General features: G+C 65.4%; 9 protein-coding genes. All 9 read right to left on the bottom strand.

The annotated features are described in order from the left end of the window. Nucleotides 1-37: 37 nt before the first annotated feature. On the bottom strand, nucleotides 38-1,342 hold the full coding sequence (locus KEC55_RS08115) for an MFS family transporter (protein ID WP_282507442.1): 1,305 nt from the start codon (nucleotides 1,340-1,342) through the stop codon (nucleotides 38-40). Between the two features lie 234 nt (nucleotides 1,343-1,576). Continuing rightward, nucleotides 1,577-3,256: a SpoVR family protein gene (locus tag KEC55_RS08110; protein WP_282507441.1), complete on the bottom strand. Its 1,680-nt coding sequence runs from the start codon at nucleotides 3,254-3,256 to the stop codon at nucleotides 1,577-1,579. Beyond that, nucleotides 3,253-4,521, bottom strand: a complete 1,269-nt coding sequence (locus KEC55_RS08105; protein WP_011351906.1) for a YeaH/YhbH family protein — start codon at nucleotides 4,519-4,521, stop codon at nucleotides 3,253-3,255. Before KEC55_RS08105 ends, KEC55_RS08110 begins: the two co-directional genes overlap by 4 nt. A gap of 125 nt (nucleotides 4,522-4,646) precedes the next feature. Next, on the bottom strand, nucleotides 4,647-6,569 hold the full coding sequence (locus tag KEC55_RS08100) for a PrkA family serine protein kinase (RefSeq protein WP_011351905.1): 1,923 nt from the start codon (nucleotides 6,567-6,569) through the stop codon (nucleotides 4,647-4,649). 549 nt (nucleotides 6,570-7,118) lie between these two features. After that, nucleotides 7,119-8,879, bottom strand: a complete 1,761-nt coding sequence (locus KEC55_RS08095; RefSeq protein WP_282507440.1) for a methyl-accepting chemotaxis protein — start codon at nucleotides 8,877-8,879, stop codon at nucleotides 7,119-7,121. 287 nt (nucleotides 8,880-9,166) lie between these two features. Then, a complete protein-coding gene (gene rbsK, locus KEC55_RS08090; protein WP_282507439.1) occupies nucleotides 9,167-10,102 on the bottom strand; it encodes a ribokinase in 936 nt (311 codons plus the stop codon). Further along, nucleotides 10,099-11,130, bottom strand: a complete 1,032-nt coding sequence (locus KEC55_RS08085; protein ID WP_176048098.1) for a LacI family DNA-binding transcriptional regulator — start codon at nucleotides 11,128-11,130, stop codon at nucleotides 10,099-10,101. Before KEC55_RS08085 ends, rbsK begins: the two co-directional genes overlap by 4 nt. Nucleotides 11,131-11,165: 35 nt before the next feature. After that, complete coding sequence (locus KEC55_RS08080; RefSeq protein WP_176048099.1) at nucleotides 11,166-12,185, bottom strand: ABC transporter permease; 1,020 nt, start codon at nucleotides 12,183-12,185, stop codon at nucleotides 11,166-11,168. After that, nucleotides 12,182-13,792, bottom strand: coding sequence for a sugar ABC transporter ATP-binding protein (locus KEC55_RS08075; RefSeq protein ID WP_282507438.1), 1,611 nt, complete (start codon nucleotides 13,790-13,792; stop codon nucleotides 12,182-12,184). Before KEC55_RS08075 ends, KEC55_RS08080 begins: the two co-directional genes overlap by 4 nt. Between the last annotated feature and the right edge of the window lie 138 nt (nucleotides 13,793-13,930).

The following is a 13,930-nucleotide window of genomic DNA, read 5'->3' as shown; positions in this document are numbered from 1 at the left end:
GTTCGTCATGACGCACATGCGCGCAACGCGCAGCCGATCACGGCTCGTGACGCAGATAGCCTTCCTTGCTCGGATCGCGCATCCGCCACGACACGATCAGCGAGATCGCGCACAGCACGGTCACGTACCAGTAGAAGGTTTCCTCGCTGCCGATCGACTTGAACCACAGCGCGACGTACTCGGCCGAACCGCCGAAGATTGCGTTCGCAACCGCATACGACAGGCCGACGCCCATCGCACGCACTTCCGGCGGGAACATCTCGGCCTTGATGAGGCCGCTGATCGACGTGTAGAAGCTGACGATCGCCAGCGCAACCGTGATCAGCACGAACGCGGCCACGGGGCTCGTCACGTCCTTCAGCGCATGCATCAGCGGCACGGTGCCGATCACCGCGAACGAGCCGAACAGGATCATCGACGTACGGCGGCCGATCCGGTCGGACAGCGCGCCGAACACCGGCTGCATCAGCATGTAGACGAGCAGCGCGACGGTCATCACGTTGCTGGCCGTCTTCGCGTGCATGCCGGCCGTGTTCACGAGGTACTTCTGCATGTACGTCGTGAACGTGTAGAAGATCAGCGAGCCGCCGGCCGTGAAACCGACCACCGTGAAGAACGCGCCCTTGTGCTCCCACACGCCGCGGATCGTGCCGGCGTTCTTCTTGTCGCGCGATTCGCTGGTCGACGTCTCGTCGAGCGATTTCCGCAGGTACAGCGAGATCAGCGCGGCCGCCGCGCCGACCACGAACGGAATGCGCCAGCCCCATGCCTTCAGCTCGTCGGTCGACAGCGTCTGTTGCAGGACCACGAGCACCAGCAGCGCGCACAGCTGGCCGCCGATCAGCGTCACGTACTGGAACGACGCGAAGAAGCCGCGGCGCCCCTTCAGCGCGACTTCACTCATGTAGGTCGCGCTGGTGCCGTACTCGCCGCCCACCGACAGGCCCTGGAACAGGCGCGCGACCAGCAGCAGCGCCGGCGCGAGTGCGCCGATCTGTGCGTAGGTCGGCAGCACCGCGATCACGAGCGACCCGCCGCACATCATCAGCACCGAGATCATCATCGCCGCGCGGCGACCGTGACGGTCGGCGATGCGGCCGAACAGCCAGCCGCCGATCGGACGCATCAGGAAGCCGGCCGCGAACACGCCGGCCGTGTTCAGCAGCTGCGTCGTCGTGTTGCCGCTCGGGAAGAACGCCGGCGCGAAGTACAGCGCGCAGAACGAGTAGATGTAGAAGTCGAACCACTCGACGAGGTTGCCCGATGAGGCGCCGACGATGGCGAACACGCGCCGCCGGGTGTCATGCGCGGACAGCGCAGCTTGGTCGGTCTGGACGTCCATGGGTTGGTCTGTTCCTTTTAGTGCTTTCTGGGCGAGACGGCTGGGGGCCGCCGCGTGCGGTCGCACGTGGCACCGGTTCCGGCGCACGGCGCTACGGGATTTTAGCGAAATGTAAAGTAACAAGCGCTCCGGGTTCGTCCGGATGTAGAAAAATTTTCTCCCGCCAGGTGTTCGTCATATGAAAACGCCAGCCGTCAGGCTGGCGTCCGATGCAAACATTTTCGAAGGCACCGATCAAACGCGGATCTCCGGCGGCACGTAGCGGCACTCGTAGCGCTTGCGCACGGTACCGGCTTCGTCGACGCTTTCGAGGTACACGTCGAACTGCCAGAGCCGCGCCATGTGCTTGAGCACTTCGTCGCTGTCGTTCGACAGGTGACGGTTGTCGGTCATGAAGTGGCGCAGCGTGAGGCTGCGGTCGCCGCGCGTGTTGACGGCCCACACCTGGATATTCGGCTCGCGGTGATGGATGTCGTACTGCCGCGACAATGCCTGCCGCACGTACTGGTAGCCGGAATCGTCGTGGATCGCCGAGACCTCGAGCGAATCGCGCATGTCGTCGTCGAGCACCGAGAAGAGCCGCATGTCGCGGATCAGGCTCGGCGACAGGTACTGCGCGATGAAGCTCTCGTCCTTGAAGTTACGCATCGCGTAATGCATCGCCGGCAGCCACGGGGTGCCCGCGATCTCCGGAAACCACTTGTAGTCTTCTTCCGTCGGCGCTTCGCAGATCCGCCGGATGTCGCTCATCATCGAGAAGCCGAGCGCATACGGATTGATCCCGCTGTAGTACGGCTTCGTGACAGGCGGCTGGTAGACCACATTGCTGTGCGAATGCAGGAACTCCATCATGAAGCTGTCTTCCAGCTTCCCCTGGTTGTACAGCGTATTGAGCAGCGTGTAATGCCAGAACGTCGCCCAGCCTTCGTTCATCACCTGCGTCTGCCGCTGCGGGTAGAAATACTGGCCGATCTTGCGCACGATGCGGATCACTTCCCGCTCCCACGGCTCGAGCAGCGGCGCATTCTTTTCCGCGAAATACAGCAGGTTTTCCTGTGGCTCGGGCGGATAACGGCCTTCCTGCTCTTCCATCAGCTCGGGCTTCTTGCCCGGCAGCGTGCGCCACAGTTCGTTCACCTGCGACTGCAGGTACGCCTCGCGTTCGCGCCGCAGCGCGGCCTCCTTCGACAGCGAAGGCTTCTGCGGCCGCTTGTAGCGGTCGACGCCATAGTTCATCAGCGCATGGCACGAATCGAGCAGTTCCTCGACGCGATCGAGGCCGTAGCGCTCCTCGCATTCCGCCACGTAGTTCTTCGCGTACACGAGATAGTCGATGATCGCGTGCGCGTCGGTCCACAGCCGGAACAGGTAATTTCCCTTGAAGAACGAGTTGTGCCCGTACGCCGCGTGCGCGATGACGAGCGCCTGCATCGTCATCGTGTTCTCTTCCATCAGATACGCGATGCACGGGTTCGAATTAATGACGATTTCGTACGCGAGCCCCATCTGGCCGCGACGGTAGCTCTTCTCGGTCGACAGGAAGTGCTTGCCGAACGACCAGTGACGGTAGTTGACGGGCATCCCGACCGACGCATACGCGTCCATCATCTGCTCGGCGCTGATCAGTTCGAGCTGGATCGGGTAGATATCGAGCTCGTATTGTTCGGCGACCTGCGAGATGTGCGTGTCGTATTCCTCGAGCAGTTCGAACGTCCAGTCGGACGGGCACGGCAGCGGCTTGCGTTCGGCAACGTTCATACGCGCTTCCTTTTGCCCTGAGCCGGGCAAGTCGGCGGCCGGCGGCGGCGGTTCGGCCTGCCCGCGTTGCTGCGATGCGGCAGAGCCGGCCGTGTCGTCGCCGGAGGGGCGCGGCGCGTAGCCGCGCGACTCGTTGTGCAGATGGCGGGTCGTCATGACATTTCCACCTGCTTTTCGAACAATTCGCGAAACACCGGGTAAATGTCGGCAGCCGATTCCACTTTTTTCATCGCGAGATGCGGCTGCGACAAGGCCAGTTGCGCGTACTCCAGCCACAGGTTCTGCTCTTCCGGCGCGACCTGGATATACGCGAAGTAACGCGTCTTCGTGAGGATATCCTCTTCCAGGATTTTGCGACACTTGGGCGAATCGTCGGTCCAGTTGTCGCCGTCGGACGCCTGCGCGCCGTAGATGTTCCACTCGGTCGGCGAGTAGCGCTCGTTCATCACCTTGCGCATCAGCTCGAGCGCACTCGACACCACCGTGCCGCCGCTCTCGGTCGAATGGAAGAAGGTGTCCTCGTCGACTTCCTCGGCACGCGTGTGGTGACGGATGAACACCACCTCGATGCGCTCGTAGTTGCGCTTGAGGAACAGGTACAGCAGGATGAAGAAGCGCTTCGACAGATCCTTGCGCTGCTCGTCCATCGAGCCCGACACGTCCATCAGGCAGAACATCACGGCCTGGCTCGACGGTTGCGGCTGCTTCACGCGGTTGATGTAGCGCAGGTCGAACGGATCGATGAACGGAATCCGCCAGATGCGCCCCTTCAGGTGATGGATCTCGGCCTCGAGCACCGCGATCTCCGCGCGCCGGTCCTCCGGATCGCTCTTCATCGCCTCGAGCTGCGCCTCGAGCTCGCGCAGCTCGTTGACGAGCGGCGAGCCGAGCGCGATGCGACGCCCGAGTGCGCTGCGCAGCGAACGCACGACATCGATGTTGTTCGGCGTGCCTTCCGCCGACCAGCCCGCGCGCACGTTCTTCCAGCTCGGCACCGTCAGCAGGTGCGTCTTCACGAGGCGCGGCAGTTCGAGATCGTCGAAGAAGTACTGCATGAACTCGTCGCGCGACAACTCGAACACGAAGTCGTCCTGCCCTTCGCCCTCGTTGCTCGCCTGACTGCCTCCGCCGCCCGAGCCGCCCTGCGGACGCGGGATCTTGTCGCCGCGCACGTAGTCTTCGTTGCCGGGGTGCACGTATTCGCGACGCCCGCCCGGCCCGTGCCGGAAATTCGGCTCCGCGATGTCCTTGCGCGGGATCGTGATGCTCTGCGTGCTCTGGATATCCTTGATGCTACGGTCGCGCACCGCATCGGACACGGCACGACGAATGTAGTTCTTGACGCGACGCAGAAAGCGTTCGCGGTTGGCGATACTCTTGTTCTTGCCGGCCAGCCTGCGGTCGATGATTTGATGAAGCACTGCCGGTCTCCCGCTCGAAAGTCGATCTGCCGGGACGCTCGCCGCACATGCCGTCTCCCGTCATGCGGGCGGCGCCTCTGAAAGCGCCCGCACGGCGAGGCCGTACGGGCGCGGTACCGCGCGCGTCATGATGACTTGCGCACGCGCAGGTACCAGTCGCAAAGCAGCCTCACCTGCTTCGGCGTATAGCCCTTCGCGACCATCCGGTTCACAAAGTCCTCATGCTTGCGCTGTTCCTCCGCCGAACCCTTTGCGTTGAACGAAATCACCGGCAACAGTTCCTCGGTATTCGAGAACATCTTCTTCTCGATCACGACGCGCAACTTCTCGTAGCTCGTCCACACGGGGTTCTTGCCGGCGTTCGCCGCCCGTGCGCGCAACACGAAGTTCACGATCTCGTTGCGGTAATCCTTCGGATTACTGATGCCTGCCGGCTTCTCGATCTTCTCCAGCTCCGCGTTCAGCGCGGCGCGGTCGAAGCTCTCGCCCGTGTCGTGATCGCGGAATTCCTGGTCCTGGATCCAGAAGTCCGCATACGTGACGTAGCGGTCGAAGATGTTCTGGCCATACTCCGAATACGACTCGAGGTAGGCCGTCTGGATCTCCTTGCCGATGAACTCCGCGTAGCGCGACGCGAGCACGTCCTTCACGAAGGACAGGTACTTCTGCTCGGTTTCCGGCGGGAACTGCTCGCGTTCGATCTGCTGCTCGAGCACGTACATCAGGTGCACGGGGTTGGCCGCGACCTCGCTCGAATCGAAGTTGAACACGCGCGACAGGATCTTGAACGCGAAGCGTGTCGACACGCCCGTCATCCCTTCGTCCACGCCCGCGTAGTCGCGATATTCCTGGTACGACTTCGCCTTCGGATCGGTATCCTTGAGATTTTCGCCGTCATACACCTGCATCTTCGAGAACAGGCTCGAATTCTCCGGCTCGTGCAGGCGCGACAGCACCGAGAACTGCGACATCATCTTCAGCGTGCCCGGTGCGCACACGGCCTCGGCCAGCGACGAGTTGCGGATCAGCTTCTCGTAGATCTTGGTCTCTTCCGATACGCGCAGGCAGTACGGCACCTTCACGACGAAAATCCGGTCGAGCAGTGCCTCGTTGTTGCGGTTGTTGCGGAACGCCTTCCACTCCGACTCGTTCGAGTGCGCGAGGATGATCCCGTCGAACGGAATCGCGCCGAAACCCTCGGTGCCCTTGAAGTTGCCTTCCTGTGTGGCGGTGAGCAGCGGGTGCAACACCTTGATCGGCGCCTTGAACATTTCGACGAACTCGAGCAGGCCCTGGTTCGCGAGGCACAGGCCACCCGAGTAGCTGTACGCATCGGCGTCGTCCTGCGCGTACTGTTCGAGCTTGCGGATATCGACCTTGCCGACCAGCGACGAGATGTCCTGGTTGTTCTCGTCACCCGGCTCCGTCTTCGCGATGCCGACCTGCCGCAAGATCGACGGATAGCGACGCACCACGCGGAACTGGCGGATATCGCCGTTGTATTCGTGCAGGCGCTTGACGGCCCACGGACTCAGGATGTTTTTCAGGTAGCGGCGTGGAATGCCGTACTGTTCCTCCAGGATCGGGCCGTCTTCGTCGTAGTCGAACAGCCCGAGCGGCGATTCGTTGACGGGCGAGCCCTTCAGCGAATAGAACGGCACGCGTTCCATCAGTTGCTTCAGACGCTCGGCGATCGACGACTTGCCGCCGCCCACCGGGCCCAGCAGATAGAGGATCTGCTTCTTCTCTTCGAGCCCTTGCGCAGCGTGGCGGAAGTACGCGACCACCTGCTCGATCACTTCCTCCATTCCGTAGAACTCACGGAATGCCGGATAGACCTTGATGACCTTGTTCGCAAAGATGCGCGACAGGCGCGGATCGTTGCGGGTATCGATGTGTTCAGGTTCCCCGATTGCTTCCAGCATGCGTTCACCAGCCGTCGCGTACGCGGATGGATCGTTCTTGCAGAGCGCGAGATACTCCTCCAGCGAGAGCTCTTCCTCTCGCGTTTTTTCGAAGCGGTTCGCGAAGCTGCTGTAAATATCCATGCTACCTCCCTCGCCTGAGTCTGAAGACGTGCCTGCCTTCGTACGACTGCGCAGAAGCAAGCGCGTTCGAATTCATCCTAAACCCTTTCTTATTTTTTTTCACGAACTCTTCGTATGAAGTTCGTCATTCTCGACAACACCGCTTGGACAACGCATTTCGTCGTTTTACAATTGTCGTCCCGAGCCGCAGAAACTGCATCCGTCACGTCTCGTCGAACGACGGAACGTCTTGTGCGTTGGACACATCCGACGTCGTCACTTCCCCCTTCATCCCTAGACGTTCGAGCAGCCGCATGCGATGACACGTTGCGCGCGCCGTTACAAATTTTTTTCGCAGCGCCCTTACGGAGATACCCGTACGACGGATGCGGTCACATGATTGATGCTGCACGCGTACACGTATCCATCGCTGCGGGACGCGCGACGCTCGCGACGATGCACGATCGATCATTCGCGCTGTCACAATTCGTCTGCCGCAGAAACGACAACGCCCGCATGTCGCGGGCGTCGTTCATCACCAAATGGGGATAGATGCGCGGCACGCGCGAATCAGAAGGTCTCCCAGTCGTCACCGCCAGCGATAGCGGCAGCCGGTGCCGGCACCGCAGCGGCCACGGCGGGCTTGCGTGCCGGCATCGTCGCGGCCGTGCGCTTCGGCGGTGCATCGCGATCGTCGCGCGCAGCGACCTGCACGGGCGTGGCAACCGCAGCGGAAGGCGCGCGCGACACGTGACGCGCCGCAACCGGCGCGACAGCGCGCGCTGCTTCGTCATCGAGCTGGAATACCGCTGCCGTTTCACGCAGGCGCCCGGCCTGCTCGTCGAGCGACTGCGCGGCGGCCGCGGCTTCCTCGACGAGCGCCGCATTCTGCTGCGTGACTTCGTCCATCTGCGCGACGGCACGCGCGACCTGGTCGATCCCGCCGCTCTGCTCCTCCGACGCCGCCGCGATCTCGCCCATGATGTCGGTCACGCGCTGCACCGCGCCGATCACGTCGCTCATCGTGCGTCCCGCTTCGTCGACCAGCGTCGAACCCGTCCGGATACGCTCCACCGACGCGTCGATCAGCGCCTTGATTTCCTTCGCCGCGCTCGACGAACGCTGCGCGAGGCTGCGCACCTCGCCCGCGACGACCGCGAAGCCGCGGCCCTCCTCGCCCGCACGCGCGGCTTCGACGGCCGCATTCAGCGCAAGAATGTTGGTCTGGAACGCGATTCCCTCGATGATCGCAATGATGTCCGCGATCTTCGCCGAGCTGTCGTTGATCTCGCCCATCGTGCCGACCACCTGGCCGACCACCGTATTGCCCTTGTTTGCAATCTCCGACGCATTCGCGGCCAGCGAACTGGCCTGGCGCGCATTGTCCGCGTTCTGTTTCACGGTGCCGGTCAATTGCTCCATGCTCGACGCGGTTTCCTGCAGTGCGGCGGCCTGCTCCTCGGTGCGCGACGACAGATCGATGTTGCCGGCCGCGATCTGGCGCGCCGCGGTCGCGATCGACTCGCTGCCGCCGCGCACGGTGCGCACCGTGCCGACCAGCCCGCGCTGCATCTTCGCGAGGCCTTCGAGCAACTGACCCATCTCGTCGCGCCGGTCCACGACGATCGGACGGCGCAGGTCGCCGGCGGCGATTGCGTCGAAATGCGACAGCACGTCGGCGATCGGGCGGCCGATCGCGCGGCTCAGCGTCAGCCACGACAGCAGCGCGGCGCCAACGCCGGCCAGCAGCGCGACGATCGACAGTACGCGCAACGTGTCGAACACGGATTCAGCCTGGTTGAAGCTCGCCTGCGCATCGGTGAACTGGAAATTGCGCAACGCTTCGCTGGACACCGCGAGGTCGTTGTAGAGCGCCTGGAGCTGCTTGGCGCCGTCGCCGATGCGATCGCGCTGGTCGGCCCCGAGGAGGCTCGCGAACGCGTCACAGGCGCGCTGCAGCGCCAGCCGCTTCGCGGCGACGTCCTGCGCGAGCCGGTCTTCTTCCGGGCCGCGCGGCAGCGCGAGGTACTTCTGCCACCATGCGTCGGACTGCGTGCGCATCCCGTGGCTGCGCTCGACGGCCGCCGCCGAGTCGGGCGTGCCGGCCAGCAGCGCCGCGCGGTCGAGTGCGAGGCGTTCGCGCGCGGCGAACATTTCCGCGACGGCCACGTCGACCGCGCTCGGCATCTGGTTCGTGAAAATATCGCGCGTCGAATCGTTCGAACGCGTCATCCCGTACAGCCCGAGCACGCCGGTCACGCCCAGCAGCACCGCCAGAAACGCCATCGTCAAACCGATGCGCGCACGAATCGTCAGGTTCCTGAACACCATCATCCATCCTGTGTTGCGTCGTCATGAACGGGCTCGGCCCGTTGCGTGGAAGCATTGCTTCACTCGGTGCATTTACGACCGTGCAGTGCACAACTTGATGGTTTTATATGGATTTTTTCGAATTATTCGTCTGTTTATTACAGATGGCTGAATAATTATCCCGGCACCCGACGGACGCGGAAAACATGACGGAACCGCGGCACGCCCAGGTTTCAGCGTGTTGCAGTCGGCGCGGCCGGCCGTCCCGGGAGACGGCCGGCCGCGATACGGAATCGTGAGCCGGAGGATTAGCCCTGATCGGCCAGTTCGGCGCGGGTCGGAATCGACGGTTGCGCGCCCGCGCGCGTGACCGACAGTGCCGCCGCGCGTTGCGCGAAGCGGATGGCCGTGTCGACATCCGCGCCGGCCGCGAGCCGGGCGGAAAAACCGCCGATGAAGGTATCGCCGGCGGCCGTCGTGTCGACGGCCTGCACGACCGGCGCCGGATAGTGCCGCGCGGTGCCGTCGGCCGTCAGCGCGAGCACGCCGCGCGCGCCGAGCGTGACCAGCACGTTGCGGGCGCCGCCGGCCTGCAGCGCCCGTGCGGCGGTTTCCGCCTCGGCCGGGTCGCGCACGGGCAGCGCGGTCAGCGCGGCCGCCTCGACCTCGTTCGGGATCAGGTAATCGACGAGCGGCAGCCAGCCATCCGGCAGCGGCGCGACGGCCGGCGCCGGATTGAGCACCACCGTGCGGCCGAGCCGCCGCCCGGCCGACAGCGCCGCGAAAACGGCGTCCGGCGGCGTCTCGAGCTGGCAGATCAGCACGTCGGCCGACGCCAGTGCGGCCTCGTGCCGCGCAACCGTCTCGGTCGTGACCTCGCCGTTGCCACCCGCGACGATCACGATCGCGTTCTGGCTCGCATCGTCGACGACGATCAGCGCGACGCCGGTCGACGCCGACGCGCTCGTCGCGAGCCCCGCGCAGTCGACTCCCTCGGCTTCCAGGCCCGCGCGCAGTGCCGCGCCGTGCGCATCCGCGCCGACGCAGCCGATCATCGCGACCTGCGCGCCGAGCCGTGCGGCGGCGACGGCCTGATTGCCGCCCTTGCCGCCCGCCGCCTGTGCAAACGCATGGCCGGCAAGCGTTTCGCCCGGCAGCGGCAGCCGGGGCGCTCGCACGACGAGATCCATGTTGAGGCTGCCGACCACCGTCACGCGGCCGGTGTTCGTTGCGTGCGCCGTCATGCGCGACCGCCCGACACGGGCGGCTCGCGGTAGACGGCCGTCGATTCGCGCAGCACGAGGCGCGGCGACACCACGCGGCGACGGCTCGGCACGGCCGTCGAGCCGCCGCCGATCCGCTCGATCAACGTCTGCGCAGCCATTTCGCCGAGCGCGCGCACCGACTGGCCGACCGTCGACAGCGCCGGATACGTGTAGCGGGAAAATTCGATGTCGTCGAAACCGATGATCGAGCAGTCGTCCGGCACGCGCAGCCCGCGCTCGGCCGCCGCGCGCAGCGCGCCGACGCCCATCAGGTCGTTGCCCGCGAAGATCGCGCTCGGCCGCACCGATTCGAACAGCCGCGACGCCGCGTGATAGCCGCCAAGGCACGAGAAATCGCTTTCCGCGATCGCGCCCGGCACGATATCGACGCCGCGCTCGGCCATCGCGCGGATGAAGCCGTGCACGCGCATCGCGCTGACGGCCGTGTCGGTCGGCCCCGTGATGCAGCCGATCTTCGCGTGCCCGAGTTCGAGCAGATGGCGCGTCGCCAGATACGCGCCGCGCTCGTGGTCGATCTGCACGAGATCGGCCGCGAGCCCTTCGATGTTGCGGTCGACCACGACGAGCGGCGCATGGATATCCGCGAGCGTCTGTGCGAGCACCGCGTCCTCGCCGGCCGATGCGACGATCAGCCCGTCGATGCGCTTTTCCTGCAGCACGCGCAGATAGTTGCGCTGCTTCACCGGATCGTCGTCCGAGTTGCAGAAGAACACGCAATAGCCGTTGGCCGCGCACTGATCCTCGATGCCGCGCGCGAGCTCGGCAAAATACGGATTCGTGCTGTTCGGCACGACGAGGCCGATGGTCGCCGTCGCACGCGCCTTCAGCGAGCGTGCCACGGCCGACGGCACGTAATTCAGCTCGCGGATCGCACCTTCGACCTTCGCACGCACGTCCGCGGACACCGGCCGCGAATTGTTCACCACGTGCGAGACGGTCGTAAACGACACGCCCGCCATGGCTGCCACATCCTTGATCGTCGCCATTTCCCGTTTCTCTCTGGTCTGTTCTGTCTGTCTTTCTACCGCACGCGCGAGCGCCGGCTGCGATACGTATCGAGCACGACGGCCACCACGATCACCGCGCCGGTGATGATCCGTTTCGTCGGCTCGTTCGCGCCGATCTGCGCCAGCCCCGCGGCCAGCACGGAGATGATCAACACGCCGAAAAACGTGCTGATCACCGAGCCGCGCCCGCCCATCAGGCTCGTGCCGCCGATCACGACGGCCGCGATGACCTGCAGTTCGAGGCCCACGCCCGCATTCGGGTCGGCCGCCTCGAGCCGCGAAATCTGGAACAGCGACGCAAGCCCCGCGAGCGCGCCCATCAACGCGAATACGAGAATTTTATACGGACGCGGGTTAACCCCCGCAAGTCTGACCGCTTCTTCGTTCGTGCCGATCCCGACGAGATAGCGCCCGAACACCGTACGCGAAAGCACGAACTGGGCCGCGATCATCACCGCGACCGCAATCAGGAACGCCGGCGAGATGCCGAGCGCGATCGGGTTCGACAGGAAATCGAACGCGTCGCCGATATACGCCGTACGTGAATTCGTCAGCTGGTACGCGAGGCCGCGCGCGGCCTCCAGCACGCCGAGCGACACGATGAACGACGGGATCCGCCAGCCGACCGTCACCGCGCCGGTCAGCGCACCCGTGACGGTCGCGACCGCGATCCCGATCAGCGCGGCCGGCAGCGGCCCCCACTGCCATTTCAGCGCGGCGACGCTGACCATCGACGCGGCGAGCGCGAGCACCGAGCCGACCGACAGGTCGATCCCGGCGATGATCAGCACGAAGGTCATCCCGACCGACATCACGACGAGATCGGGAATCTGGTTCGCGATCGTGCTGAACGTGTCGTAGGTCAGGAAATGCGAGCTCAGCACCGAAAACAGCGCGATCATCGCGGCGAGCGCGCCGGCGAGCCCGAGATAGTTCGACAGGCCGAGGCGCGTGCCGGACAGCATGCGCGCGCGGCGCCCCGTCACGTCCTGCTGGGCGCCTGCGTCGGTCGGGGAAACGGGAGGCTGGGTCATTGCTGTCGTCCTGTCGTCGAATTGCCCGGAGCGGCGCCTGGCGCCTGCCCCGCGTCCGGATGCTGCGCGCCCTGCGGCGTCTCGCGGCCGAAGCCGGCGAACGCCGCGGCCAGCAGCCCATCCTGGGTCCAGTTGCCGCGCTCGAACACGGCGGTCATGCGGCCGGCCGACATCACGCCGATCCGGTCGCAGATCAGCATCAGCTCGCGCAGGTCGCTCGACACGACGACGAGCGCGCGACCTTCACGCGCGAGCGCGCCCATCAAAGTGTAGATCTCGAACTTCGCGCCGACATCGATCCCGCGCGTCGGCTCGTCGAACAGCAGCACGCCCATGTCGCGCGCGAGCCAGCGGCCGATCACGACCTTCTGCTGGTTGCCGCCCGACAGCTCGCCGACCGCCTGCGCCGCACCGTGCGTGCGGATCCGCAGCGCGTCGATCTGCTGCTCGGCGAGCGCCGTTTCACGCGCGGAGTCGACGATGCCGCCGCGCGCGAGCCGGTCGAGCTGACCGAGCGACACGTTCGCGGTGATCGACTGCGACAGCAGCAGCCCTTCGCCCTTGCGATCCTCGGTAATCAGCGCGATACCCAGCTTCACCGCATCGACGGGAGAATCGATCTTCGCCGGCTTCAGCGGCTGGCCGACCGCGATCATCCCCGCATCCGGCGTATCGGCGCCGTAAATCAGCCGCAGCAGCTCGGTGCGCCCCGCGCCGATCAGCCCCGAGATGCCGAAGATTTCGCCCGCGCGCACCTCGAGCGACACGTCGCGCACGGCCGTCCCGCGCGTGAGCCCCGACACGACGAGCCGCGGCGCGCCGATATGGCGCTCGCCGAGATCGATCTGCTCGCCGATCTCGCGCCCGACCATCAGCGTGACGAGCCCGTCGGACGTCGTCGCTGCCATATCGCCCGCATGCACGAGCCGGCCGTCGCGCAACACCGCGACGCGCTCGGCAACACGCGCGAGTTCCTCGAGCCGGTGCGAAATGTAGACGATCGCGACGCCGCGCGCCTTCAGCCGGTCGATCTGCTCGAACAGCAGCTCGACTTCGCGCGCGGTCAGCATCGCGGTCGGCTCGTCGAGAATCAGCACGCGGCAGTCGCCGATCAGGTTGCGCGCGATCTCGACCATCTGCTGATGGCCGATGCCGAGTGCACCGACTGGCGTATCGGGATCGACCGCGTCGAGCCCGACCTGCGCCATCGCGGCACGCGCGTCCTCGCGCAGCCGCGCACGATCGATGATCCCGAAGCGGCGCGGCAGGCGGTTCAGGAACAGGTTTTCGGCGATCGTCAGCGTCGGCAGCAGGTTCAGCTCCTGCATCACCATGCGCACGCCGAGCGCCTCGGCCTGCGTGCGGCTGGCCGGCGCATACGCGTGGCCGCCGAGCTGCATCGTGCCGGTGGTCGGGTCGACGAGCCCGCCGATGATCTTCGACAGCGTGCTCTTGCCGGCGCCGTTCTCGCCCGTCAGCGCGAGCGCCTGGCCCGCTTCGAGCGTCAGCGTGACGTCGGCGAGCACGGGTTCGGCATAGGTCTTGCCGATGCCGGATACGGACAGCACGGGAGGGGCTGAACGGGAGGGTTGGAAGGTCGGTTCCATCGCGATCCTGGTTGCGGCCGCGCGCACGCGGCGCGCGGGTGTGACGCTCACAAGTGCATGTGCATGCAGTGGCCGTGATCGCGCTCACTCCGGATAACGGCCGCCACGCCGGATTCTTGAGGGCGGCGGCCGGCCCGG

Source organism: Burkholderia cepacia (assembly GCF_029962485.1).
Taxonomy (GTDB): Bacteria; Pseudomonadota; Gammaproteobacteria; order Burkholderiales; family Burkholderiaceae; genus Burkholderia.
This window is presented reverse-complemented; position numbering and strand designations above follow the sequence as displayed.